General features: G+C 61.9%; 20 protein-coding genes. 15 read left to right on the top strand and 5 right to left on the bottom strand.

From position 1 onward, the window contains the following. Window positions 1-118: 118 nt before the first annotated feature. On the bottom strand, window positions 119-916 hold the full coding sequence (locus GBB11_RS02375) for an IclR family transcriptional regulator (protein ID WP_151548893.1): 798 nt from the start codon (window positions 914-916) through the stop codon (window positions 119-121). Between the two features lie 498 nt (window positions 917-1,414). Between GBB11_RS02375 and GBB11_RS02370 the strand changes: the two genes are divergently transcribed. The 9 genes from GBB11_RS02370 to GBB11_RS02330 all read left to right on the top strand — a co-directional run bounded on the left by GBB11_RS02370 (window position 1,415) and on the right by GBB11_RS02330 (window position 9,156). Beyond that, on the top strand, window positions 1,415-2,740 hold the full coding sequence (locus tag GBB11_RS02370) for an aromatic ring-hydroxylating dioxygenase subunit alpha (protein WP_151548892.1): 1,326 nt from the start codon (window positions 1,415-1,417) through the stop codon (window positions 2,738-2,740). A 51-nt stretch (window positions 2,741-2,791) separates the two neighbouring features. Then, window positions 2,792-3,136 (top strand): non-heme iron oxygenase ferredoxin subunit, encoded by a 345-nt coding sequence (locus tag GBB11_RS02365; RefSeq protein WP_151548891.1) that lies wholly within the window; start codon window positions 2,792-2,794, stop codon window positions 3,134-3,136. A gap of 53 nt (window positions 3,137-3,189) precedes the next feature. Continuing rightward, on the top strand, window positions 3,190-4,407 hold the full coding sequence (locus GBB11_RS02360) for an NAD(P)/FAD-dependent oxidoreductase (RefSeq protein ID WP_151548890.1): 1,218 nt from the start codon (window positions 3,190-3,192) through the stop codon (window positions 4,405-4,407). A gap of 30 nt (window positions 4,408-4,437) precedes the next feature. Continuing rightward, window positions 4,438-4,995: a 3-phenylpropionate/cinnamic acid dioxygenase subunit beta gene (locus GBB11_RS02355; protein WP_151548889.1), complete on the top strand. Its 558-nt coding sequence runs from the start codon at window positions 4,438-4,440 to the stop codon at window positions 4,993-4,995. A gap of 30 nt (window positions 4,996-5,025) precedes the next feature. Further along, complete coding sequence (locus tag GBB11_RS02350) at window positions 5,026-5,856, top strand: SDR family NAD(P)-dependent oxidoreductase (RefSeq protein ID WP_151548888.1); 831 nt, start codon at window positions 5,026-5,028, stop codon at window positions 5,854-5,856. Next, window positions 5,853-7,496 carry an AMP-binding protein gene (locus GBB11_RS02345; protein ID WP_151548887.1) on the top strand — a complete coding sequence of 548 codons (1,644 nt, stop codon included), beginning with the start codon at window positions 5,853-5,855 and terminating at the stop codon, window positions 7,494-7,496. The genes GBB11_RS02350 and GBB11_RS02345 overlap by 4 nt, the downstream gene beginning before the upstream one ends. Next, complete coding sequence (locus GBB11_RS02340; protein ID WP_151548886.1) at window positions 7,489-7,812, top strand: hypothetical protein; 324 nt, start codon at window positions 7,489-7,491, stop codon at window positions 7,810-7,812. Before GBB11_RS02345 ends, GBB11_RS02340 begins: the two co-directional genes overlap by 8 nt. Further along, window positions 7,809-8,225 carry a PaaI family thioesterase gene (locus GBB11_RS02335; RefSeq protein ID WP_151548885.1) on the top strand — a complete coding sequence of 139 codons (417 nt, stop codon included), beginning with the start codon at window positions 7,809-7,811 and terminating at the stop codon, window positions 8,223-8,225. The genes GBB11_RS02340 and GBB11_RS02335 overlap by 4 nt, the downstream gene beginning before the upstream one ends. Window positions 8,226-8,301: 76 nt before the next feature. Then, window positions 8,302-9,156, top strand: coding sequence for an alpha/beta fold hydrolase (locus tag GBB11_RS02330; protein WP_151548884.1), 855 nt, complete (start codon window positions 8,302-8,304; stop codon window positions 9,154-9,156). A 147-nt stretch (window positions 9,157-9,303) separates the two neighbouring features. Here the strand turns inward: GBB11_RS02330 and GBB11_RS02325 are convergent, their stop codons facing one another. The 3 genes from GBB11_RS02325 to GBB11_RS02315 all read right to left on the bottom strand — a co-directional run bounded on the left by GBB11_RS02325 (window position 9,304) and on the right by GBB11_RS02315 (window position 13,185). Continuing rightward, entirely contained in the window at window positions 9,304-10,281 is a 978-nt protein-coding gene (locus GBB11_RS02325) for a ribose-phosphate diphosphokinase (RefSeq protein WP_151530107.1), read from the bottom strand. Window positions 10,282-10,305: 24 nt separating this feature from the next. Continuing rightward, a complete protein-coding gene (gene glmU, locus GBB11_RS02320) occupies window positions 10,306-11,778 on the bottom strand; it encodes a bifunctional UDP-N-acetylglucosamine diphosphorylase/glucosamine-1-phosphate N-acetyltransferase GlmU (RefSeq protein WP_151548883.1) in 1,473 nt (490 codons plus the stop codon). 144 nt (window positions 11,779-11,922) lie between these two features. Further along, entirely contained in the window at window positions 11,923-13,185 is a 1,263-nt protein-coding gene (locus tag GBB11_RS02315; RefSeq protein WP_151548882.1) for an MFS transporter, read from the bottom strand. Between the two features lie 311 nt (window positions 13,186-13,496). Here GBB11_RS02315 and GBB11_RS02310 point away from each other — a divergent pair, with 311 nt between their 5' ends. The 4 genes from GBB11_RS02310 to GBB11_RS02295 all read left to right on the top strand — a co-directional run bounded on the left by GBB11_RS02310 (window position 13,497) and on the right by GBB11_RS02295 (window position 19,946). Continuing rightward, complete coding sequence (locus tag GBB11_RS02310; RefSeq protein WP_151548881.1) at window positions 13,497-16,922, top strand: exonuclease domain-containing protein; 3,426 nt, start codon at window positions 13,497-13,499, stop codon at window positions 16,920-16,922. A gap of 158 nt (window positions 16,923-17,080) precedes the next feature. Further along, entirely contained in the window at window positions 17,081-18,130 is a 1,050-nt protein-coding gene (locus GBB11_RS02305) for an isopenicillin N synthase family oxygenase (protein ID WP_151548880.1), read from the top strand. A 4-nt stretch (window positions 18,131-18,134) separates the two neighbouring features. Next, on the top strand, window positions 18,135-18,932 hold the full coding sequence (locus GBB11_RS02300; RefSeq protein WP_151548879.1) for a MetQ/NlpA family ABC transporter substrate-binding protein: 798 nt from the start codon (window positions 18,135-18,137) through the stop codon (window positions 18,930-18,932). Window positions 18,933-18,986: 54 nt separating this feature from the next. After that, a complete protein-coding gene (locus tag GBB11_RS02295; protein ID WP_151548878.1) occupies window positions 18,987-19,946 on the top strand; it encodes a nucleoside hydrolase in 960 nt (319 codons plus the stop codon). A gap of 120 nt (window positions 19,947-20,066) precedes the next feature. On the opposite strand, the gene GBB11_RS02290 is transcribed toward GBB11_RS02295, so the two are convergent. Further along, complete coding sequence (locus GBB11_RS02290; RefSeq protein WP_192796279.1) at window positions 20,067-20,924, bottom strand: GDSL-type esterase/lipase family protein; 858 nt, start codon at window positions 20,922-20,924, stop codon at window positions 20,067-20,069. Between the two features lie 580 nt (window positions 20,925-21,504). Here GBB11_RS02290 and GBB11_RS02285 point away from each other — a divergent pair. Next, window positions 21,505-22,281, top strand: a complete 777-nt coding sequence (locus GBB11_RS02285) for a TetR/AcrR family transcriptional regulator (protein WP_225979097.1) — start codon at window positions 21,505-21,507, stop codon at window positions 22,279-22,281. A gap of 236 nt (window positions 22,282-22,517) precedes the next feature. After that, a complete protein-coding gene (gene mfd, locus GBB11_RS02280) occupies window positions 22,518-26,285 on the top strand; it encodes a transcription-repair coupling factor (RefSeq protein ID WP_151549012.1) in 3,768 nt (1,255 codons plus the stop codon). The last annotated feature ends 12 nt before the right edge of the window (window positions 26,286-26,297 follow it).

Below are 26,297 nucleotides of genomic sequence, written 5' to 3'. Positions count from 1 at the left end.
GCCTCCCACCTGAGAAGAACTCAGGTGGGAGGCCACACGTGGTGTGTGCACCAGTGCATCCCGGCGATAGCGGTTGCAGGCGCGTATCGCGAAGCAGGAAAGCGCCTGCCTGTCGGGGTTAGTCGTCGAAAATCTCGGGACGGTTTTTTCTTTGCCACTGTTGTACAACGCGGCTTGCCGCTACACAGATCTTCCTGAGGGGAGGAAGAACCCTTGTCGGATCAAAAGAATCCGAGGGGCCAGACACGCTCATTGCCGCCTGCGGCACATTGTGTATGCCGAATATAGGCGCTGCTACACAGTTCAGGCCTAGTGTGATCTCTTGGCGGTCGTAGGCGATTCCGGTGTCATGAATTGTGGCGAGCTCACGCTTAAATTCCGCAGGATCCGTGATCGTGAACGGGGTCCAGCCGCGCAGCCCCGAGGCCAAGACAGTTTCGGTGGCACCTTCATCAAAAGCGAGCATCGCTTTGCCGACGCCTGTGCAGTGCGCTGGTGCCCGGCCACCAATACGGGATGGGGCATCAACTCCACGCGCAGAAAACAGCTTATTGACGTACACGACCTCGGTGCTGTCGAGATAAGCCAGGTGCACGGTGTGCCGAGTGTGTTCAAAGAGTGCGGCGAGATAAGGCGTGAGCTGCTCGCTGACGAGCTCTGAATGCTTACTGCTTCGCTCTGTGATGAGTTCGAAAAATAGCGGGCCAAGCCGGTAAACATCGCCGGAGCGTTCAAGCGCGTCGTTGTCTACCAGCGTTCCAAGGAGGCGGTGTGTCGTTGTTTTTGAGAGCTCGGCACGTCGGGCGAGTTCACTGAGTCCGATGCCCATCGCGTCGTGGGTGGTGAAGCATCTCAACAGACTCATCGCTTTGTCTACTGCTCCGCGAGTGTCTTTCGTTGGCTGTTCTCTTGTCATAGCGGGCTGACCTCATGAGTAAATGATGTACGTAGGAGACGTACTGCGATCTTTAAGCACTGGGTGGGTGCGGGGTGGCGTGGTGAACAGTGGCCACGTTTAGAGTGTCATCTTTTCTACTTTAAATACCTTCAAATGCCCCTATGAGGGGGTGGCTAGGGTTCGGGGTGTCGGTGGGGTGAGCATCTAGTTGAAACTGTACTCCCTGGGCGACGTTCCGGAGGGCGGAACGGACTCTTTAGAAAAGTTTGACACCAGTCACATAATTAAGCACACAACATATGAATCAGCTCACATAGCAATGCCTGGATGGTTGTTGGCCACCCTCTGCACTGGGGGGACGGACCGTGATGGCGCCAGTGGGTTGATTCAGCACAGTGGAAAACCATGCCGTAGCGGTTGTGGTCTTTCGGGTTCGATCTATCCCCTGGGATGGCGACGCCGAGCATGGTTTCCGCAGTGTGACACGACAGGACAAGGAAAGTAGGGACGGAGAAAATGGCAACTCCGAACAACCCGAGGCCTCTTGCTGGGCTGCAGCGCCCCGAAGGCCTTGATGCCAATACAGACATTGGCGGAATGGTCGACCCGGACGCAGGACTGATTGATCGCCGAATTTTCAGCGACCAAGAAATTTACCGGCAGGAGATGCGTCGGATTTTCGCACGCTCGTGGCTGTTTATCGCACACGAGGACCAGTTCGAAAAGCCGGGCGACTTCTTCCAGACCTACATGGGAGAGGATCCGGTGATCGCCTCGATGAACAAAAAGAGGGAGATCCGGGTCCTGCTGAATAATTGTCGCCACCGAGGTGCGCGCGTGTGCCGTGCTGACCATGGGCGCACGAAAAACTTCACCTGCACTTATCACGGCTGGACGTATGATCTCGACGGCGAGCTCATCAACCTTCCTGGTAAGGACAACTATGACTCTTCCTTCAGCGCAGCCGACTGGGGACTAGTTACCGCGCCTCGCGTGGAGTCCTACAAGGGACTCATCTTCGCTAACTGGGACGAAAATGCAGAGCCGCTCGAAGAAGCGCTGGGTGATCTCACCTGGTATCTCGATGCTTTTCTCGACCGCGACCCAGAAGGCACCTGCGTTGTTGGGGGAGTGACCAAGTGGGTCCTCGAGGGCAACTGGAAGCTCGCGGCGGAGCAATTCGCCACGGACTGGTACCACGTCAATATGTCCCACGCCTCGGCGTTGATGGTGATGTCGCCATCGGGCAAGGGGCCGAAGAAAGCGATCGCAGAGCGAACTGGCAAGCAGTTCACCAGCGAGGCAGGCCATGGTGCCGGCTTCCCGGTGCATCCGAAGAACCGCTTTGATGCCCAACCCGTGCACGAGTACTACGACTACGAGTTCCTGCGCGATCGCCTGTCGCCGGAACAAGTCACGGGTCCGATGACCAATGGGCACGGCAACGTATTTCCTAACTTCTCCTATCTTCCCGTCAACGGCTCGATCAGGGTGTGGCACCCCAAGGGGCCAAACAAGATGGAGGTATGGGCGTGGACGGTACTGGATAAATCGATGCCGGAGGACGTCAAAAAGGCCCAGCGGTTGTATAACCTTCGCACCTTCGGGCCATCTGGAATTTTCGAGCAGGACGACGGAGAGAACTGGTCGGAAGTACAGGCGAACGCCCATGGCTTCATGATTCAGGGAACTGCTCTGAACTACCAGATGGGAATCGGTACCGAGAAGCACAACGAAGGCTTCCCCGGCACCACCTCGGAGCTCTATTCCGATGCTGCCGGTCGAGGGTTCTACCGCCGCTGGAAGGAACTCATGAACACCCCGGCCTGGCACGAAAACTAAGACCGCGCCGGTTCACCCACCACTATCTATGTCACTAGAAAAGGTTCACCCATGTCTGAAGCAGTAAAAGTCGCCGTCATGGACGATATCGAGCCTGAAGAGGCCATCGTCGTCGATACCGATGTCACCGGTTTCTCGGAGCCCATCGCAGTGTTCCGCACTGAGGATGATGAGTTCTACGCGCTCAATGACACCTGTTCCCACGAAGACGCCTCGCTCGCCGACGGTTGGATTGAAGGCTGCGAAGTGGAGTGCCCAATTCACACTGCGAAGTTCTGCCTGAAAACGGGTGCGGTGCAATGTATGCCTGCTACCGAAGATGTGGCAAGCCACAAGCTCGAGCTGCGCGGAGAAGAGATCTGGATCTATCCCGGTACTCCCGCTACCGCTGAGTAGATACCGCTCATCGGCATAAAGAATTGTCTTCATACTCAAGGAGCTGAGAACTCGTGGCACACACACTCATTATCGGCGGCGGAATCGGCGGGTTCAGCCTCGCTCAGTCGCTGCGCAAGCTGGGGTGGGATGGGCTCATCACCATCGTGGACCCTCATGGCCTGCCTTATGATCGCCCGCCTCTGTCTAAGGAGATCATGCAGGGCACGAAAAAGCATGACGATCTATTGCTCGCCCCGGCTGAGTGGTTCGAGGAAAACCGAGTTGAGGTAGTCCAAGGAGAAGCTATTGCCGTGGACGGCGTCAATAAGACCGTCACGCTGAAGGACTCGCAGAAACTCGGATACGACAATCTCGTTATCGCCACCGGTGGCGTGCCCCGGGTGCTGCCCCTGCCTGGTTTCAACCACCCCGAGATTCTCTCTCTGCGCACCATCGAGGACGCGGAGACTCTCAAGAGCAGGCTTAGCCCGGGGGTTGATCTCGCGATCGTCGGCGCGGGTTTGATCGGTGCGGAGCTCGCTGGATCTGCTGTCGATCTGGGAGCGCAGGTCACGCTTATTGACCCAGCACCCGTTGCTCTGGTGCCAGCGGTGGGCGAAGAGATCGCTACTCGCCTGCACAACATGCATGACGATCATGGCGTCACTTATATCAATGGGCTTACTGAAGAGATCAACTACCACGACGATGGTGATCACGCGTTCACCGTGAAGATCAAGGGGCACGACTCCCTGGCCGCGGATGTCGTCGTTGTCGCAGTGGGAATCACCGCAGAGGAAGCGCTTGCTCGCTCAGCAGAGCTTGATTTCGACAACGGCATTCTGGTGGACGAAGCACAACAGTCCAGCGTGCCGGGGATCTGGGCTATCGGTGATTGTGCTCGTACACGGCGCGAGGATGGAGCGCTCGAACGGCGCCATGAGCATTGGGAGAACGCGGTACACACTGCACAGACTGCCGCCGCCGCGATTGCAGGGACGGATCTTCCGCAGCATGGTGCGGGCTGGTTCTGGTCGGATCGCTATGGCGTTCATGTCGAGGGAGTAGGGGACATGAGCCTTCCTGGAAGCACGGTCGTTCGCAAGGACAGCAACGGGCATCCCGCGGTGGCGTTCCGAATCACTAACGACGGTCGCGTCGTTGGCGCCGCTGCCGTTGATGACTCGATGGCGGTGCGTGCAGCACGACGAATGATTGATCGAGGCTTAAGCCCCGATCCGGACAAGCTCGCCGACCCCGGCGAGAATCTCAAGAAATTGGCTCGATAAGTAGCCGGGGATTGTAAGAGGAGACATGTAATGACTGACTATTTACGCAGGGACGATGCGGTCGTGGGGGAGCTGGTGGACATCCAGCGCGCCTATGAGTTGCAGAACTTTTATTATCGTGAGGCGGATCTCCTGGACGATGGCCGCTACACCGATTGGTTGGAGCGCTTCGATGATGACTTGCTGTATTGGGCGCCAACCCGATCTAACCGCCTGCGGCGGCAGCAGGCGCTGTCGATCGCCGCTTATGGGGAGGCAGCCTTCTATGACGAAACCAAAGAATCGCTGGCATGGAGAATCCGGCGCTTCGACTCGGGCATGGCGTGGGCCGAAGACCCGCCTTCACGCACGAGGCATCTGATCACCAATCTCGTGTTCCGACACGCAGAGGTCGACGGCGAGGAAGTTATTGAAGCCCGCAGCAACTTTCTCGTGTGGCGTACTCGGTTGGAAGAAGAAAAGGATGTCTTCGCTGGTACCCGGACGGATCTCATTCGTTCCACTGACGAGGGATACAAGATTTTCGATCGGCGCATTCTCCTGGACATCAACGTCTTGACCTCGAAGAACATTTCGACGTTCTTCTAGCTGGCAGCCACGGACAGGAGAGGATTCATTATGGCGCAACAGAGGTTTCACGATCAGACAGTCTTTATCACCGGTGCGGGTTCCGGATTGGGAGCAGCGCTCGCGCGTCGATTCCACGAACAGGGCGCGAATGTGTCCTTGGTCGATGTGTCGCTGGAGCGGGCACAGGCAGTAGCTGATGAATTAGGAACATCCCGGGCGTTGGCCTGCAGCGCCGATGTGCGACAGCCGGAAGCACTCCATGCCGCGGTGGAGGAGACATGCCGTGCCTTCGGCGGGATCGACACCGTGATTCCCAACGCCGGCATCTGGGACTACAACCGCTCGCTCACGAAGCTCAACGGAGCGGAACTAGCCGCGGTATGCGACGAAGTTTTCGGCATCAATGTCAAGGGCTATGTCCTCACCGTTGAGGCCACGTGGCGAGAACTTGTGAAATCGCGTGGCTCCATCATTATGACCCTGTCCAATGCCTCCTTCTACGCTGCCGGCGGCGGTCCGGTGTACACCGCAGCCAAATTCGCCGATAGAGGGCTCATGCTTCAGTTCGCACACGAACTGGCACCAAAGGTCCGCGTCAATGGCGTGGCGGTCGGTGGAATGCGTACTGACCTTCGTGGCCCGGCGGCCGCGGGCTTGGACAGCCGCAGCTTCAAGGACACCATTGATCGCCGACCAGAAGGCGGCAACCCCTACATCCCATTGCACGACATTTCGACAGACCCAAGCAGTTTCACTGGGCCCTACATCATGCTCGCAGATCGCGAGGACGGGGCCAACATAACTGGTTCGGTAGTTCAGATCGACGGAGGCATCGCCGCGCGCGGCTTCCAGACTGCCGCAGGAGGCGATTCCTTATGATGATTACCGGCGTAGTCCACAATCCGGACTCCCTGGACATCAACCCCGTGTCACAGATCGCACGGCATGCCCAGTACAGGCCCGACGCCGTAGCGTTGGTCTATGAAAACAGAAATATCACCTACGCGGAGCTACACGAGACTCTGCAGCGTTGGGTTCTGCACCTCGATGAGGCAGGTGTGCGTCAGGGCGATCGTGTGGCTTATGTCGGTGTGAACTCCGCGAGCTTTTTCTACACCATGCTCGCCACATGGTGGTTGGGCGCGACGTTCATGCCCTTCAATTTCCGGCTCTCAGCGCCGGAGATATCAAAGCTGCTGATGCAGGGGACTCCGCACACAGTCGTTGTCGAAGGCGAATATGTGGGAAAGGCCATGACGGTCTACGGAATCGAGCGGCAGCATATTGTGGCCGTCGACGATGATGAGCTCAGCCCACCGGATAAGACGGTCCCTGTTTATTGGCATTCCACGTCAGCTTTCATCAGCCCGGATGAGACCAATCCCGCGCCAAAGATTCGGCCCATGGGGATGAAGGATCTTGCGCTGTTGCTCTTCACCTCCGGCACAACCGGATTGCCCAAGGGGGCGCAGCTCACCTTCGGCAATCTCTGGTGGAACCAGATCAACGTGGACTCCATGGTGGATGTGCGCCCAGGTGATGTCACGCTGGCCACGGCACCTCTTTTCCACGTGGGTGCGCTGAACTCCTTTTCCATCCGGTCTCTTGTGCGTGGCAATACCGTGTTGATTCACCGCCAATTCAATCCGGGCCGAGTGCTGGAGGATATAGAGAAGTACTCTGTGTCCACATCGTTTCTTGTGCCCGCCCAACTAGAGGCCATGTACAAGCACCCGAACTTCGGTTCCTCGGATCTGCACTCGATGCGGGCCACGATTTGTGCCGGAGCGCCGGTTCCGCCCGTGTTGATCCATCGCTATATGGACAAAGGGATCAATATTCAGCAGGCGTGGGGGCTCACAGAAACCTCGCCTTTTGCCACCTACCTTCCGCCAGAGATGACTGTGTCCAAAATCGGTTCCTGTGGCATTCCGATGCCCTATACCGAGGTGAAGCTCATGAACTCTGACACCGGGGAAGAGGTGAAAGAGCCCGGCGTTTCGGGTGAAATGTGGGTGCGCGGACCTAATGTGGCCACAGGATATTGGAATAACCCCGAAGTCACGAATACCGCCTATACCGCGGGATGGTTCCATTCTGGGGACATCGGTATTCGCGACGAAGACGGCTTCTACTACGTGGTGGATCGTCTCAAGGACCTTATTATCTCCGGTGGCGAGAATGTGTATCCGGCAGAGGTTGAGCGTGTGATCGCTGGAGCCGAGGGAGTGCTGGCCAATGCGGTTGTTGGTCACCCTGATCCCGATTGGGGCGAAATTGTGGTGGCGGTTGTTCAGCTGGATGAGGGTGCGACCCTGACGATTGAGCAGCTGCGGGAGCACTGCGAGCATCACCTTGCTCGCTACAAGCTGCCGAAGAAGCTGGTGCTTGTCGACGCCATCGACCGCAACTCAGCCGGCAAGGTAAACAAAATCGCTATCCGGGAACACGTGCGAGAAGTGTTTGCGGTGGAACGTGCTCGAGACGCAGCTGCGACACGAGAGGATGCCGATGCTTAAGATCACGCCCATTGTTCGCTCGTCTTTGAAGCACACGTATCCCTATGGCGCGGACGATGTCGAGATGTCGCTGGGCACCACGGAACGTATGCGGGCAGGCATTGCGGAAGCCTTTCGAGCTAATCCCCGCTGCCGCCGCGTGATTGTGGGAGTGGCTATCGACGATCTCGATGGGGTGAGAGCATGCGAAGCGGCGGGGATGCATTTCGTCGTGGATGTCGAGACTCGTGACGGCGAGGAGCTGAATCTCATGGTCGCCGAACCCGACCGGGTGAAGCAGCAAGCTACAGATATTGACTCATTGGAGCTGACATGACATTTGAAGAAAAGTGGAACGACTTTTACTCCCGTGTGGATGACATCGCCATCACCCTCGGGCTCTATCCGATAGAAGGCTCGGCTGAGTGCGTCAAGGTGGGGATGCCCTTGACTAAGGAAGTCTCGCAGCCGGCCGGAATGTTCGCCGCTCCCGCGCTCTTTGGCCTCGCGGATATCACCGCCACATGGTTGGCGATGCACAACGTGGCGGAAGGCGTGTTCCCTCTTGCAGTGTCATCGACGGTGAACGTCGTGGCGAACACCAGGAAGGGCGATGCGATTGCCACCGCACGGATCGTCCGCGCCGGGAAGACGATCATCGTCACCGATACCGAGGTTCATTCCAGTGCGGATGGCACTCTGCTCGGAAAGTTCCTGACCACCTACTCGGTGCCGCGGCCGCGGGACTAATCCTCCACACCGGATTGTCCCGCTCAGCGGAACATACACCCACCTAAAGAATGTGATGAAGGATACAGTAACCGCTATGACTGAGACACAGATCCCTGATTTTAAGACAGATCCCTTCTTCGGTCTGGAAGATAAGTGGCTTGAGACCGCACCAGGTGAGATCACCCACTACCACGAGCTTGGTGAGGGCACCCCGATCCTCTTCCTGCATGGCTCCGGAACCGGGGTTACCGCCGCCGCGAACTGGTGGCTTAACCTCCCTCAGATCGCCGAGTTTGGCCGCTGCATCGCGATCGACTCGATTGGCTATGGCCAAACCGTGGTGGCAGAGGGCACCGAGTATGGCATTCGTCAATGGGTAGAGCATGCGATCCGCGTTCTCGATGCACTGGGCATTGAAAAGACTTGGATTGTGGGTAACTCCTTGGGCGGCTGGCTCGCCTTCCAATTCGCTATCGATCATCCGGAGCGCCTCGCTGGAATCATCTCCATGGGTACCGGGGGAGCCAAGCTCACCGGTGCACTCAAGGGGCATTCGAACCCCACCCTGACCCGGGAAGGCATCCGTGACACCCTCGAACTGTTCGTGGTGGATAAGAGCCTGATCACCGAGGAACTTGTGGAACTGCGCTACAACTCCGCACTCAATGACACAGCCAGCGACCGTCTCAAGGAGGTTGTTGCTGCCCGTGATCGTGACCGTAATGAGTTGCCGCTAGATTTCGACAAACTCGCTGAACTGGACATTCCGGTGTTGCTGATCCACGGCACCCAGGACAAGGTGATTCCCGTGTCGCGCACCTGGGACCTGCTGAATGTTGTGCCACATGCAGATGTGCATATCTTCTCCCAGTGTGGTCACTGGTCGCAGGTGGAACGTGCTGATGAGTTCAACCGAGTAATTAAGCAGTGGCTCGCTGAACGTCTCTAGGACGGATCGCCCTTCTCACTTCTCGCTCCGCGCTTCGGCGCGGGGCGAGTTGTTGTGTCTGGACCAGCAGCAGACGGCGTCGATAAGCGCAGAAGCGGCCGTCGCCTCGAAAGTGAGGAGACGGCCGTCCTAGACGCCGGAGCGGGTTTAGGCCTCGCCCTCGAAGAGGGTGGTCACCGAGCCGTTTTCGAAGATCTCGTGGATCGTCTTGGCCAGCAGCGGGGCGATGGGCAACACGGTGAGGTTGTCCCAGCCCTCGGGGTTCTGCGGCAGGGTGTCGGTGGTGATGACTTCCTTGGCACCGCACTTGGAGAGGCGCTCGCGGGCGGGGTCAGAGAACACGCCGTGGGTGCAGCCGATGATGACATCACCGGCGCCGGCTTCCTTGAGCACGTTCACGGCACCGGAGATCGTGCCGCCGGTGTCGATCATGTCGTCGAGCAGCACGCAGGTGCGGCCTTCGACGTCGCCGACCACGCGATTCGCGGTGACCTTATTGGCTTCGTCCACGGAGCGGGTCTTGTGCACGAAGGCCATGGGGGAGTCGCCGAGGATATTGGCCCACTTTTCGGCCATCTTCACGCGGCCAGCGTCGGGAGAAACCACGCAGATGTTGTTGAGCTCGTAGTTGCTCTTGATGTAGTCGGTGAGGATCGGCATGGCGTGCATGTGATCGACGGGGCCGTCGAAGAAGCCCTGGATCTGGTCGGTGTGCAGGTCCACGGACACGATGCGGTCCGCGCCGGCGGTCTTGAGCAGATCAGCCACCAGACGAGCGGAGATGGGCTCGCGGCCGCGGTGCTTCTTGTCCTGGCGGGCATAGGGGTAGAAGGGCAGGATCGCGGTGATGCGCTTGGCGGAGCCGCGTTTGAGCGCATCGATCATGATCAGTTGCTCCATCAGCAGCTTGTTCAGCGGCTGCGTGTGGGACTGGATCACGAAGGCGTCACAGCCGCGTACGGATTCCTCGAACCGCACAAAGATCTCGCCATTGGCGAAGTCGCGGGCGGTGGTGGGGGTCAATTCGGTACCCAGCTCACGTGCCACTTCCTCACCGAGGGCCGGGTTGCCCCGGCCGGAAAACACCATGAGGTTCTTTTGGTTATCTGTCCACTGGCCAGTCATCGTTATTCGATGCCTTACCTTTCCTTATGCTTGCTTGGGTTTGCGGGCGGCAGCTGCGGCGTCGGCAGCTGGGGTGTTTGGTCGCTTGCGCTCTACCCACCCTTCGATGTTGCGCTGTTTGCCGCCCGAGACTACGAGCGAACCTGCAGGTACATCATCTTTAATTACTGTACCTGCCCCGGAGTACACGCCGTCACCAATGGTCACCGGAGCGACGATCATGGTGTCGGAGCCGAGGCGCACATGGCTGCCAACGACGGAGCGGTGCTTGTCCACGCCGTCGTAGTTGACGAACACCGAGGAGCAGCCGATGTTGGAGTCCTCGCCCACCTCGGCATCGCCGATGTAGGTGAGGTGCGGAACCTTGGAACCGCGGCCAATCTGGGCGTTTTTAGACTCGACGAAGCCGCCGAGCTTGCCGTTCTCGCCGAGATCGGTGCCTGGGCGCAGATAGGTGAACGGGCCTACGGAGGCGCCGGCGCCGATGCGGGAGTCGAAGCCGTGGGTGCGCACCACCTGGGCGCCTTCGCCCACCTCCACGTTGCTCAGCGTGGTGTCGGGGCCGATCTCGGCGCCATCAGCGATGGTGGTGCTGCCCTTGAGCTGGGTGCCGGGGTGAATGGTCACATCTTGGCCGATCTGCACGGTGCAGTCGATGAAGGTGGTGGCGGGATCGTCGATGGTGGCGCCGCCGCGCATGGCGGCCTCGCAGAGGCGACGGTTGAATTCTTTGCTCATCGCAGCCAGCTGCACCCGATCATTGACTCCCGACACGTAGTAGGGGTCGGCGAGCTTGTGGGCGCGCACCAGCTTGCCGGAGGTGCGGGCAATCTTGATCACGTCGGTGAGATACAGCTCGCCTTGGGCATTGTTGGTGTCCAGCTGGGTGAGCGCCTGGCGGAGCAGCGCGGCATCGAAGGCGTAGACGGCCGAGTTGATCTCGGTGACGGCACGCTGGGAGTCGGTGGCGTCCTTTTCCTCCACGATCTCGGTGACGCGCCCATCCTCATCGCGGATGATGCGGCCATAGCCGTGGGGATTATCCACCGCGGTGGTCAGCACGGTGACCGCAGCCTGCGGGGCGCTGGTGTGCGTGCGCACGAGCTGCTGCAGGGTCTCAGCATTAAGCGCTGGGATATCGGAGGTGGTGACAACCACGGTGCCGGCGAAGTCTGCCGGCAGGGCCTCTAGGCCGACGCCGACAGCATGGCCGGTGCCGTTTTGCTCCTCCTGCACCGCGGTGTGCACGGTCGGGGAGTGCGGCAGGGCCGGGGTCTCGGCCTCAATGGCGGGGACCACCTGTTCGCGGCCGTGGCCGACAACAGCAATGAGATGGGCGGGGTTGATGCCCGCCGCGGCGTGCAGGCCATGCGCCAGCATGGAACGGCCGGCAACATGGTGCAGCATTTTCGGAGTGGCGGACTTCATGCGGGTGCCAGCGCCCGCAGCGAGCATGATCACTGCGGTGGCGGCGGAAGTATGGGAAGTATCTGACATAAAAGATTAGGCAACTTTGTCTCGATAGCGTTTCGTGTACGGCTCTAAAAGTACCATTAGCTGAGCCCAGAAACGGGTGACTTCGAGGCACTGGGGTGTGGTGTCGGCGTGGCGGCGTCGACAAGCGAGAGGAGACTGCCGGGGCTAGGAGGATGGGCTGGAGACATCGGCGATCCTGCGGGAAAAGAGCACTCCCAGCGCGCCCAAGCCCGCGAGGAACACCAGCGCCCACTCCTCACCGAAGTAGGCGAATAGCCCGGAGATCACGCCGGTGAACAGCAAGATGATGCCCATGGTGGTGTTGGCCACGGCCACATAGCGGGTGCGCACATCGCCCTCGGCCATGTCCACGATGTAGGTTTTGCGGGCGACGCGGATCGCGGTGTGGGCGAGGGTGACCACGAAAAACAGTGCGGGAAATAGCCAGGGGTGCCAGCTGGTGGGCGCCCACCAATAGCAGGAGACCACAGCCACCAAGGCCAGCGAGGAGACGGCGGCGCCGAGCGTCATCACCCTTTTGGAGGAACGATCCGACCAGACCCCCGAGATCCGGCCACCGAGTACCGCGGCCAGCCCGGAGGCCACGAGGAAGGATCCGAGACCGGCAAGCAGATCGGTGCTTTCCTCGGAGAGCGCCACAATGAACGCCGGCGATAGCGCGGAGACCAAGAGCAATGAGCGCAGAATCACAAAGTTACGGAAGTCCCGGTCCCCACTGAGGAGGGTGCGCACATCGCTGAACCAGCCGGCGGTGGGGCGCTGGGATTGATCGGCGGCAACCGCAGGCTCTTGGATGCGGTGGAATACCAGCGCGCTGATCAGCCATAGCCCGGCGGCGAGGAGGATAAGTGCCGCCAATATCCAGTCGGGGGCGCGATCGCGCATGAGCCGCACCTCGCCACCGACGGCGATGGCCACCATGCCGCCGATCATCGTGGAGGTGCCGTTGATGCGGCCACGGCGGCCCTTGGGGATGGTGCGCCCCTGCACATCCTTGGAGGCGATCGAGCACAGAGAGCGGGAGAGCGCAAAGGCGATGAGCGCGAGGATCACGCACAACCCCAGCCCCCAGCCATCGAGCAGCAGGGCGCCTAGGCCGATGATGGCGGAGCTCACCGCTTGGCCAAGTGCGCCCGCCACCCAGATACCGGCGCGCTGCTCGTGCCGCATCACCCACGGGGTCAGCGGCGCCTGCGGCAGCATCGGCCCCGACTCGCGGATGGGTACCAGCAACGCGATAAAGAACGCGGGAGTGCCGGCGGCGGCGAGTAGCCACGGCAGCACGGTCTTAGCCGCCACGAATTGATCGCCCACATTCTGCAGGCTGTTGGCGGCAATGAGGCGGCGACCATTGGCCTTTTCCTGCGCGGACGCTGCTGTGGCGTCCTCAGTCCGCTGCGTGGACATCGTGGTTCTCCCTGTGGTGCGTCGGGGCGGGGTAGCCGTGCGGGCTGCGAGCGCGGGATACATCCACGCGCTGCGAGGTAGTAGTTCATGTGATGCTAAGCCCTGGGCTATAGCGCCGCAGCGCTAAGGCCGCACTGTCAAAAATGCGGCTGTACTAAGTGGTACGTGCTTTTTATGCAGCTCAGAGGGGAATTGTCGACGCTGGGAAAGCGGGGAAAGAGTGTGCGAAAAGTGCAGTGGAGGTGTCCGTGGCGTCGTTAGACTAAGTGACGTACTACAGACGTATCGCAGCAGCGCGCAGGGAGACATGTATGAGCACACCGAGCAGGAACACAGAGACCGATCAGGCATTCCGCGGCTTCGCCGTCCTCGACCTTGAGACCACGGGGGTGCGCAGCAGCGACAGGATCCTCGAGATCGGCATCGTTGTGCTCGATACCCAGGCGCAGCCCGAACGCTATTGGCGTAGCCTGGTGCAGCCGAATCGTGGTTTCGACAACTCCCATATTCACCACATTGAGCCTAGGGATCTCCTGAATGCCCCTAGCTTCGAGCAGCTGGCCGGCCGCCTCGCCGAGGTGCTGCAGGGGCGCATTGTGGTGGCCCATAACGCCTCCTTTGAACGCCGCTTTCTCAGCGATGAATTCGCACGAGTAGGGGTGCAGCTGCCGGGCACTGCGTGGACACTCGATACCTGCGTCCTCTCGCGCCGGCTGCTGCCTGGGGCGCCGGGCAAGTTATCTGCCTGTCTTGAGGTGATTGGTGTGAATAACCTCGCCGCCCACACCGCGCTCGCCGATGCCGCCGCCACCACCGAGCTCTTTATTGAGCTGCTGCGCCGGCACCCCGAGCTGGGTGCTGATGCCGCACCGCTGGTATTCACTGCTGCGCAGCTGGACGCCCTGCCGGAGTCGCCTGCTCCGTGCATCGCTCGGGTGGACGGGCTCTTCGGCAGCGCACCCTCCGGCCCGATCAGCGAGTGGGCTGCGGTGAGTGCAGACGCCGCCTTTGCTGCGGAGTCCGCGTGGCTGCGGCGGCTGACCACCGCCATGCCCTCCACTGGCGATGCGCAATCCGATCGCTACTGCGCGGCGCTGGCACAGGCGATGGTGGACGGGCGGCTCACTAGGGAAGAGCTCGAGCAGCTGGGTCGGGTGGCGCAGAGCTATGGGCTCGAGGCCGAGGACATCAGCGAACTGCATGAGCACTATCTGAAGCAGCTGGTGATTGAGGCCTGGGCCGATGGGGTGGTCACCGAGCGCGAGCGCCTCTGGCTTGGCCGTATCGCCGAACAGCTGAGCATTGAGCACGCGCGCTTTCGGCAGCTGCTCGCCCAGCCAGATGAGCAGGAGGGCCAGGACGGGCAGGCCCCGGTGGCGGCGGAAGTGTGCGCGCTCGCGCCGGGAGATCGTGTCACCTTCACCGGGGCCATGGCCCTGCCGCGCGAAACTTGGGAGGCGCGGGCCCGCGAGGCTGGATTGAGTGTGGGCGGGGTGATCACATCCTCGCGGCTCGTGGTGGCCGCCGATGTGCACACCATGTCCGGCAAGGCGAAGAAAGCGCGTGCCCTCGGCGTGGAGATCATTGATGAGGTAAGCTTCGCGCGGTCGTTGGCGGCTATGACGGCGTCGATCAACGCCACAGAAAAGGACACCGAGGCCCACGGCCACGCGGAGCTTGTAGCGGCAGTGTTTCCCTGGCTGGATACGGCGAATGCCGCCGATGCGCCAGACACGATGGCTGTGGTGGAGGCCTGGCTGGGGCGGGGGAGCACCACCGCCTTGGGGCAGCTCTCACCTTATCTTCGGCCCGGTTTGGTGCCGGAGAGCGCGCTGTGGACAAAAGTGCGGCGGCGGCTGGGCATTCCGTCCGAGGTGGGTATCACCGAGCTTACCGTCGAGGAGCTGGCGGATCTGCCCGGGATTGGGCGGGTGCGCCTGCAGAAGTTGCTGAATGAGGTGGTGCTCCTAGCGCTGGATGAGTATGAGACGGGCGGATCGGAGGACGAAGCAGAAGACGATAAGGCTCCCACGGTCGCTGATCATCCGGTGGAGCAGCTGCTTTATGAGGATCCTGCCCAGGGCGATGCCTCCGTGCTGCTGGATTGGTTGGCGTTGACTGGCACGGCCGCGGACCTCTTGGGAGAAAAGGAGAATATTCCCGAAAGCGTCACAGCCGCGGCGGCCGCCCTGGATAGACGGACAGAAACCGTGGCATGGGCTGCCTGCGTGGAGATCGCGGAGGTGGTGGCCGCTGATGCGCGCTTTGCCCCAATTCTCGATGAACGCCTAGCCGGACCGGCGTCCCTGCAGACCTTAGGGGATCGCTTTGGGGTGAGCCGTGAGCGAGTCCGGCAACTCGAGAGCATGCTCTGCGCGGGGCTTGGCGCTATCGGGCCGGTGTGCGAGCTGGTACAAGCCGCCGTGCGCGAGCGCGTGGGCATCGCGCGACCGGTAGAGGAGATCTATCGGCTGCTGCCCGCGCTGTGTTCCGTTCCCGCAGGAGTGGAGACGGACCTATTGACAATCCTGCCCATGGTGGGTGCGCCCGGATCATGGGGGCTGGAGTGTATTGACGGCTCCGAGTCCGCAGGCGCGGGCACCGGCCGCTGGCTTGTCCGGGCCGGCTTTGCCGCCGCGGTGGACAAGGCCATTGCCGCCGCTGCCGATAACTATGGCGTGCTCACACTAGAAGAACTCGCGAATGCCGTGGGTGCGGATACTGCCTTGATGCGGGAGTGGATAGACACCCACACCCCCTATGCGCTCTATAAAGACCATGTGCTCAGCGACACCGGATCGGTGGTCGCTCGGGCCAGTGCGGTGCTGCGCATTGAGGGCGAGCCCATGAGCACGGAGCAGCTGCACGCGGTGCTGTCTGATCGCAGTAGCCGCTCTATCGATGGCAGCCTATCCAGTGCCGAGCATGTGCAGCGCTGCGGGGCGCGCACATGGGCGCTGCGCGAGTGGGGTAAAGAAGAGTGGACCACGATCTCGGATTTCATCGGGGCGCGGCTGGCGCAGGCGAATGCGGCCGATCCCGAGCGTCGCACATCGGTGCCGCTGCGGGAGCTTATCGCCGAGGCCACCGGATATGGGGTGGCGGAAAACTCGGTGCGGGCTTTTGCCGCCACCGGCGACTTCGTGGTCGAGCACGGCCAGGTGCGCTACCGCACTGAGGAGGAGGCGCTGGTCAATCACGTCCTGCCCGAGGAGACCAAGGGGCTCTACCTCCGCGACGGCGAGTGGAATCTCCTGCTGCGCGTGAGTCACGATCACGTGCGCGGCTCCGGCACCGGCATCGGCCTCGGCGTGCTCGCCATCTATGATGTGGCCTTCGGTGAGACGCGAATGATTCCCAGCCGGCTGGGGGAGCAGCGCCTGACCTGGGGTAAAACCACTGCCTCGCTGGGCACGATCTCCCGCTTTATTCAGGATCTCGGACTCGAAGAGGGCGAGCGCATGTGGTTGCGCTTTGGCGAGAGCTTCGACATCACCCGCGCCCCCGCCGAGCGCGAGGACGCCGAGGGCTTGGTGCTGCTCATCAACCGCATCGGCCTCGACGAGGAGTTCCTCGATGCCGATGGTGCGCTGGTGGACTGGGCGTGCCCCGAGGTGGTGATCGCCGCGCTCAATCTCGCGATGGGGTTGCCGGCGGAGTGTGCTCGCCGGAAAACCGTGCGCCGGTTGCGGGATCGCGGCGATGATGAGCTGGCCGAGCTGGTCCGCACCTTCTAGGGCCGCAGGGACGCTCTGTCCGTACCGCCCCGAGCCTCCCCCGCGTACCGAGCGGTCTATCTCAAAATGCCAGCTAGGCGCACTATCAAACCAATATGATGGCCATCTATCGGGGGTAGTGCGCGAAATAAATAGACAGAGGTGTCTATGATGGCGGCATGCACACACCAACTATTCCCGTCATTGACTTCTCTCGGCTACGCAACCCAGAGCATCCCGGATATGAAGACGAGCTTCATGCCTTGCTCCAGGCGGCGCACGAGGTGGGCTTTTTCTACCTTGCCAACCACGGCATTGCCCCCCGCGCCCGCGAGGGGCTCTTGGCCGAGGCTCAATCCTTTTTCGCCCAGCCCGCAGCGCAAAAGCGGCGCATCTCCCAAATACATTCCCCGCACTACCGCGGCTATACCGCCACCGGCACCGAACGCACCCAGGGCTTGCGCGATTGGCGCGAGCAGCTGGATATCGGCCCTGAGCTGCCCGCCGAGCTCGAGAAGGTGCCGGAGCAGCCGTGGAAGATCCTGCAAGGGCCCAATCAATGGCCTGCGGATCAACCCGAGCTCAAAGACCGCGCGCTGGCGTGGTTTGCCCAGCTCGAACAGATCGGCGCCGGCCTGCTACGGGCATGGGCGGTGGCCTTCGGCGAGGAGGAGGACTTTTTCGCCGAGGCCTTCCGCGCCCCGCACTCGCTGCTGAAGATCGTGCACTATCCCGGCCACGATCTCTCGGCCACCCGCCAGGGCGTCGGCGCGCACCACGACGCCGGTTTTATCACTCTGCTCACGGTGGAGGAGGGCTCGCGCGGCCTGCAGGTGCTTGTCGACGGCAGCTGGGTGAATGTTCCCGCCGTGGAGGATTACCTCATCGTCAATATCGGCGAGCTGCTCAGCGTGGCCACCGGCGGCTACCTTAAGGCCACCCCGCACCGGGTGCTGCCTTCCGCGCCGGGCACGGACCGCTTCTCCATTCCCTTCTTCTATAGCCCCGCGCTCGATGCCGAGGTGCCCCGCATCAGCCTCCCGCCGGAGCTGCGTGACTCCCCCACGGAGGTGGGCGTGGATCTCGATGGCGAGCAGATCTATAGCACCAATGGCTTAAACGCCCTGAAGTCTCGGCTGCGCGCCCACCCTGATGTGACCCAGAAATATCACCAATACCTCGCGGATAACTTCGCGGATATCGTCGATAAGCACAAGAAAGCAGCCTAAAACCATGATTAAGAAGATTGCCGCCGCCGCAGTGTGCGTCCTGGGCCTCAGCGCCTGTAGCGCCCAGCCGGATGAGAACACACTCACCGTTGTCGCCTCGCCCGAGCCGCATGCCCGGATTCTGGAATATATCGCAGACGAGGGCCTCGCGGAGGGAGTGGAGCTGGATGTGAAGGTGATCCAAGGGGGAATCGACCCCAATCACGTGACCACCCACGGCGATGCCGACGCCAACTTCTTCCAACACCAGCCCTACCTAGAGGAATGGAGCGAGGAAAACGACGATCACAGCCTACGCAGTGTCGCTAGCGTCCACCTCGAGCCACTGACGCTGTTTTCTACCAGCATTGATTCCCTCGAGGCGCTGCCCGACGGCGCCACGGTGACCATCCCCAATGACCCGGTGAATCGTGCCCGCGCCCTGGCGCTACTTGCCGATACTGGGCTGATCGAGGTGGATGATCGCGGCGCCGAGACGGCCGTGGAGGACATCACCGCTAATCCGCGCGATCTGACCATCACGCCCGTCGACGCCCGTCTGCTGCCGCAGACGCTCGAGGATGAGGATGTGGCCGCAGCGGTGATCAATGGCAACTTCGCACTCGAAGCCGGGCTGAACTACGCAGAGGATGGTCTTGCCTCAGAGAAGCCGGAGAATAACCCCTATGTGAATATTCTGGTGGCGCCGGAGGATAAGGCAGACTCGCCGGCGGTACAGGCCCTCGCCCAGGCGCTTGAGTCCCACGAAGTCGCCGATTTTATCCGCGCCGAGTACCAGAGCGCAGTGCTGCCCGCGCACTAACACTGTGGCCCGTGCCGCCCGCGCGGGGCAGCGGGGACTCCTACACTGGAGACTATGAGCGCAGATACCCCACGGAAAATCATTCTCGATTGCGATCCCGGCCACGATGACGCCGTGGCCATCATCCTCGCCGGCGGCAACCCCGCCATCGACCTGGTGGGCATTACCACCATCGGCGGCAACCAGACCTTAGAGAAGGTCACCCACAACGCCCGCTCCGTGGCCACCGCGGCTCGGCTGGACACCGTGGTCTATGCCGGCTGCGACCGCCCGCTGGTGCGGCCGCTGAGCGTCGCCGCCGATGTGCACGGCGAGACCGGCCTAGACGGGGCCACCCTGCCCACGCCGCGGGTGCCGCTCGGCGAGCAACACGGCGTGGACTTCATCATTGACACCATCATGGCCAGTGAGGACGGCGAGATCACTCTCGTTCCCACCGGCCCGCTGACCAATATCGCTCTCGCGGTGCGCAAAGAGCCGCGCATTGTGCCCAAGGTCCGCGAGGTGGTGCTCATGGGCGGCGGCTATCACACCGGAAACCGCACTGCCTGGGCCGAGTTCAATGTCTACGTGGACCCGGAAGCCGCACATATCGTGTTCAACGCCGGCTGGCCGGTGACCATGGTGGGCCTGGATCTCACCCACCAGGCGCTCGCGACCCGCGAGGTCGAGCAGCAGATCGCGCAGCTGGGCACCGATTGCTCCCAATTGGTGGTGGATCTATGCGGTTTCTTCCGCGAGGCCTATAGGGAAAACCAAGGCTTCGACGATCCGCCGGTGCACGATCCCTGCACGATCGCCTATCTCATCGATCCCGAGTGTGTGGCCACCCGCCGTGCCCCCATCGACGTCGAGTTGCAGGGCAGTCTCACCACCGGCATGACCGTGGTGGATTTCCGTGCCCCCGCCGGCCCCGAGTGCCCCACCCAGGTCGCGACCACCTTGGACCATGGCCGTTTCTGGCAGCTGGTTACCGAGGCCATCGCGGCCGTAGAGGACAAGCCCGAGCTCTAGCCGCTCGGCGCTTGCAGCCTGCAAGATACGCCAACGCCCAGCCTCGCCCCGATAGAGCAGGGGAGAGGCTGGGCGTTGGTGTGTATAGAACCCGTAGCCCGCGCGGGGCCGGTGCGGGTATTAGGAGCGGGCGGTGTGGCTAGCGACCGCGTTCAGGCCGGCATCGGTCATGTGGAACATGAGCTTGTGCGGGCTGCGGGCGGTGGTGTCCACGATGCCGGTGATCCAGCGATCATTGGAGCACATTTCGTGGCCATCGGAGATCGGCTTGGTGTCTACGAAGGTGGCGCCACCATCACGGGAGGCGTTCACCTGTGCCCACTGCAGGTGGCGCTCGACGTCATTGACGGTGCGGGCAGGAATGCCCAGCGGCACATTGGGGATCACGTTGATCAGGCACACGCCGCCTTCCGCATTGGCCACATGCGGCATGCCGACGACCTTCACTCGGGCATTCGGGGCAAAGCGCTTGGCCTTGGCGATGGAGTGGCGGATCGCGCCGTAGAGATCGCGCTCAATATCGGGCAGGGACTGGCTGCTCATCCGCGAGTAGGTGTCATTGCCGCCGGCGAAGATGACCACCTCGGAGGTGCCGTTGTTGAGCTTGCCGCGCCGTGCCGCGGTGTCAATGGCGAAGTCCACGCGCATGCCGCCGCTCATGAAGCTGGCGCCGGGGCAGGTGAAATCATCCACGGGCTTGTTCGAGACGCGGGCATAAGTGCCGGAGAAAAGACCATCGCTGCCGCATCCCACCTGGTTGAGGTGGGCGTTCGGGGTGATGACGCGAGCCTGCTCAGGGAGCTTGGAGGCAACGAAGTCCTCGATGCTCGGATTGGCGGGCATGGAATCGCCAACCACGACGACATTGCCGGGGGCCGCGTGGGAGGGGGCCGGCAGGGCGGCGGAGATTCCCATAGCAGCGGCGGCGGCGGTCACAAGAGACAGCACCTTAGTGCGGGTCTGAGATGCAGACTTCATGAAGTTCTTTCCAATCGGGTCACGGAAAACATCAGCACCGCCCGTCGGCGGCATCACTGATCTATATCGCTGGGGAGCTTATCAGGTGTTACCTCAATGAGACTTTACTCTTGTCACAGAGGTTACAGAGTGGGTGTGTAGGGCCGCAAAAATATGTCTCGATGCTGAGCGGGAGCTATGCCCGAATGGGGGGATGGGTGAGTGGTGCCCGTGGGGGTGCGGACCGCGCGGGCATGCCGGGCAGGTATCGAGCCTGTCACCGGCTAAAGGCAGCAGTGCAGCAGCTCTGCGAAGAAAGGGGGTAAACCCTCTCGATCGGGGGTGCATAATGTGTTCCGACTGGCGGACTATGTGCAGTTCAGGTGGGGAAATAAAAAAGCTTCCCCACCAGGACTCGAACCTAGAATGACGGTACCAAAAACCGTAGTGTTGCCAATTACACCATGGGGAAACGCACATGCCCTACGGCCGTGCGCTAGAAATCCTACAACATAGCGTCGGGGGCGTGCCAATCGTTGGTGGGGGAGGTATGAGGGGAAAGATGAGACTGAGAGATGCATAAGCGTATAGGCTCTACGGCATGGTTAAGCGGAGGATGACCGGCAAGCAGCGCCGCGAGCAACTAGTAGAAGTAGGACGCACAGTATTTGCTGAGCGCGGGCTCAAGGGCACCAGCGTGGAGGAGATTGCCTCTCGCGCAGGGGTGTCCAAGCCGGTGGTGTACGAGCACTTTGGTGGTAAAGAGGGGCTCTATGCCGAGGTCGTGGACCGCGATACGCAGCTGATGCGCTCGGTGATTGAAAATGCCCTGAACTGTTCCGGCTACCGCCGCCGGGTGGAATCCGCGGTGATGGCCTTCTTGTCTTTCGTGGAAGACCACACCGATGAGTTCACCATCCTTACCCGCGATGTGGACCCCGAGCAGCACAACACCTATTCCACGCTGCTCAATGACACCGTGGGCAAAGTCTCCTATATTCTGGCCGGTGCTTTCGAAAAGTCGGGGCTCAACCCCGATGTGGCGGTACTTTACGGCCAGGCGCTGGTGGGTATGGCCTCCTCCACGGCGCAGTGGTGGCTGGATGTGCGCGAGCCCAGTAAAGAAGTGGTGGCCGCGCACATCGTTAATCTCTGCTGGAATGGCCTGGCCGGCATGGTGGCTGATCCCAGCCTGCGCGATCCGGAGCTGAAGACGGTCGGCGAAAACGCCAAGTACTATCAGCCCACCGAAACCCCCGAGGCTCTGCAGCGCGCCCATAGCCGCCGCACCGCCCAGGACGACAGTACCCACAGCGATGGCGCCCAGAATCCGGCAGGTGGAGACTCTGCGGCAGGTTCCACCCCAGCTGCGGACTAACCCGATACCTGAAACTCCCCCCCCTGCTACCGGCGCGCTGTCGCGCCGGCTCTGCTGCTGCCCACACCTCGCCTACGAGTAGTATCAGCGCGGTAAGGTGCACGGCAGCGCAGGGGACTGGCCTGCCGCGCCCACGGCGGCGCTCGTCGGCGACCGCGCTGTGTAGAATTCATCCACCGTTTTTAGGAAGGCATCGCCCAGCCGTGACTCACGAGGCGTCCGCATCATCCACCCCCATGCTCAGCGGCTTGGCCCGCACGGCCGCAGAGGATAAGAAGTTCGCTGGATTACTCACCCATGTGGGCGATCCGCGCCTGCACCTCTCGCTCGTTGATCAGGCCCGGCCGTGGACGATAGCGGCATTGGCGCACAAGGCACGGCTGTTGGTGGTCACCGCCAATGGCCGCGAGGCCGAGGATCTCACCGCTGAGCTAAAGGCCATGCTGGGGGAGAAGGTGGCCTTTTTGCCCTCTTGGGAGACGCTGCCGCACGAGCGCTTGAGCCCCGGGATGGACATCGTGGGCCGTCGCGCCCACACCCTAGACACCCTGCAGGATTATCGCGTGGTGGTCACCCCGGCGCGCAGTTATTGCCAGCCGGTGCTGAATACCGAGCAGCGCTCGATTCGCCTGCAGGCCGATGCGGAATGCGATTTTGAGCAGCTGCGCACCCAGCTGGTGTTTTTCGGCTACTCGCATGTGGATATGGTCTCTCGCCGCGGCGAGTTCGCCACCCGCGGCGGGATTATCGATGTGTTTCCCACCACAGCCGATCAGGCGGTGCGCATCGAGTTCTGGGGCGATGAGGTTAGCGAGATGCGCGAGTTCGCGGTGGCGGATCAGCGCGCCATTGCCGACCGCGTGCTCGAGCAGCTCTCGATTTATCCCGCGCGCACGCTGCTCATCGACGATGCGGTGGCGGGTCGTGCCCGTGAGCTGGCGCGCACCTATGCGCATCACCCGGCCCTCGGGGAGCTGCTGGATAAGATCTCTACCCACACCTACGCCGATGGCATGGAGGCGCTGCTGCCGGTGCTTAGCCCGCATGAGCTAGTGCCGTTGCCGCAGGTCTTGGGCAGTGGCTGGCATGTGCTGGAGCTGGCGCCGCAGAAAATCATGGCCCGTATCAGCGATCTCATCGCCACGGATGAAGAGTTTTTGGCCGCCGGGTGGGAGGTGGCCGCAATGGGCGGCACAGCACCGGTGGCCAGCGCCGATCTGGACCTCTCGGCAGGCTCCTATGTGGGCATCGATGCGCTTCACGACGCCATGCTCGCTCACTCCCAGCCGCACTGGACCGCGGCAGAACCGGGGATTTTGGAGGCCAGCGAGGATCTCACCCTGCCTGTGGAGTTGTCGCTGCCGCCGCAGCCGCGGGGTGATCTCAAAGAGATTGAGTCCATGATGAAAAAGCTGCTGGCGCATACCCTCGCCGGCGGTAAGGTCGCCTATATTGCCCCGGCCAAGGGGGCGATTAAGCGCATGCGGGAGCGGTTTAAGGAGCAGGGAATCCGCACCACCGTGGCCTCCCCCGGCTGGCAGCCGAGCGATGGCGAGGTGACGCTCTATCAGGCCTTCGCCCATAACGGTGTGGTCTTTGACGGCCCGAATCTGGTGGTGATCACGGAGACAGACCTCACCGGTAACCGCGTGGGGGATATTGCTGGGGCGAAGCGTCGTCCAGCGAAAAAGCGCAATAGGGTGGATCCGCTGGCGCTGAAAAAGGGCGACTATGTGGTGCATGACACCCATGGCATCGGCCGCTTTGTGGAGATGACCGAGCGCACTATCACCACCGGCGATGGCACCTCGCGGCGCGAGTATGTGGTGTTGGAATACGCCTCCTCCAAGCGGGGCGCGCCGGCCGATAAGCTCTATGTGCCCATGGACTCCATCGACCTGCTGAGTAAGTATGTGGGCGGGGAGACCCCGACGCTGTCGAAGATGGGCGGCTCGGACTGGAAGAACACCAAGCGCAAGGCGCGCGCCGCGGTGCGCGAGATCGCCGGCGAACTCATTGAGCTCTATGCCAAGCGCCAGGCCGCCCCCGGCTATGCCTTCGCCCCAGATTCGCCCTGGCAAAAGGAGATGGAGGATAACTTCCCCTTCGTCGAAACCGAGGACCAGATGCTAGCCATTCAGGCGGTGAAGGAGGACATGGAAAAGCCGGTGCCGATGGACCGTGTGGTCGTCGGCGATGTGGGCTATGGCAAAACCGAGGTGGCGGTGCGCGCCGCCTTCAAGGCCGTGCAAGATGGCAAGCAGGTGGCGTTGCTGGTGCCCACCACGCTGCTGGCGCAGCAGCATCTATCCACCTTCGAAGAACGCATGGCGGGCTTTCCCGTGACCATCCGTGGGCTATCGCGTTTTACCTCCACCGCGGAGGCGAAGGAGATCATCAGCGGCTTGGCCAGCGGCGAGGTAGATGTGGTGATCGGCACCCACCGCCTGCTGCAGACCGGTGTGACCTGGAAGAACCTCGGGCTGGTGATCGTGGACGAGGAACAGCGCTTCGGCGTGGAGCACAAGGAACATATCAAGGGCCTGCGCACCCACGTGGACGTGCTCACCATGTCTGCCACCCCGATCCCGCGCACCCTCGAGATGTCCATGGCCGGCATCAGGGAGATGTCGACCATCCTCACCCCGCCCGAGGATCGCCACCCAGTTCTGACCTATGTGGGCGCGGCCGAGGACAAGCAGATCGCGGCGGCGATTCGGCGCGAAATCCTGCGCGATGGGCAGGTGTTCTTCGTGCACAATAAGGTCAAAGATATTGATAAGCGCGCCAGCGAGCTGCGTGATCTCGTGCCCGAAGCGCGGATCGTGGTTGCCCACGGCCAGATGAGCGAGCAGCTGCTGGAACAAACCGTGCAGGGCTTCTGGAATCGCGACTATGACGTGCTGGTGTGTACCACGATCGTGGAAACCGGCCTCGATATCGCCAATGCCAATACCCTCATCGTGGAAAACGCCCACCATATGGGCCTGTCGCAGCTGCACCAGCTGCGCGGGCGTGTGGGGCGCTCCCGCGAGCGCGGCTATGCCTACTTCCTCTACCCCAAGGGAGTACTGCTCACTGAGATCGCCTATGACCGGCTCTCCACCATCGCCCACAACAATGACCTAGGTGCGGGCATGGCCGTGGCGATGAAGGATCTGGAGATGCGCGGCGCGGGCAATGTGCTCGGCGCCGAACAGTCCGGGCATATCGCCGGTGTGGGCTTCGATCTGTATATGCGGCTCGTGGGCGAGGCCGTGGAGACCTTCCGTGCTCTCGCCTCCGGTCAGCCCCTCGACGCTACCGAGAAGGAATCCACCGAAATCCGCATCGACCTGCCGGTGGATGCCCACATCCCCGATAGCTATATCAACTCCGAGCGGCTGCGTCTCGATATGTATCGCACTATTGCCGCTGCGAACACCGAGGAGGAGCTGGGCCGCGCCGTAGACGATATGAGCGATCGTTTCGGCCAGCCGCCGGTGGAGGTCCAGCGCCTGCTCACCATGGCACGGCTGCGCCGGGTGGCTGCCCGTGCGCAGGTGGCCGATATCGTGGTCCAGGGCAATCGCATCAAGATTCACCCCGTGGAACTCAAAGACTCCCAGCAGGTGCGGCTCAAGCGGCTCTATGGTGGTTCTACCTATCGCGCCGCCGCCAAGGCCGTGATGGTGCCGCTGCCCAAGGCGGGGCGCACCATCACCGATCCGCAGCTGCGCGATGTCGAGCTTGTGCAATGGGTGGCGGATTTCCTTTCCACCATGTTCCAGCTGGATCGGGTGAATGTGAGCACAGGCGTGGAATCCGCCATGGAGACCGTCGCTCCGGTGGTGAGCAGCTCCACCGCAGAGGGCGGCCGTGCTGCACGTAGCGGTGCCCCCGCGGCCGGGACGCGGCGGCGCCGGGCGGGCCGGGGCGGCACGCGCACCGCCGCCGAGATCGATGAGCAGATGGATATCGAAGATAAGCGCGAAGCTAGGCGGCGGAAATACCGTTTGCGCTGAGAAGCGGCGCCG

This window comes from Corynebacterium sp. 74A, assembly GCF_008930665.1.
In the GTDB taxonomy this organism is placed as follows: Bacteria; Actinomycetota; Actinomycetes; order Mycobacteriales; family Mycobacteriaceae; genus Corynebacterium; species Corynebacterium megadyptis.
This window is presented reverse-complemented; position numbering and strand designations above follow the sequence as displayed.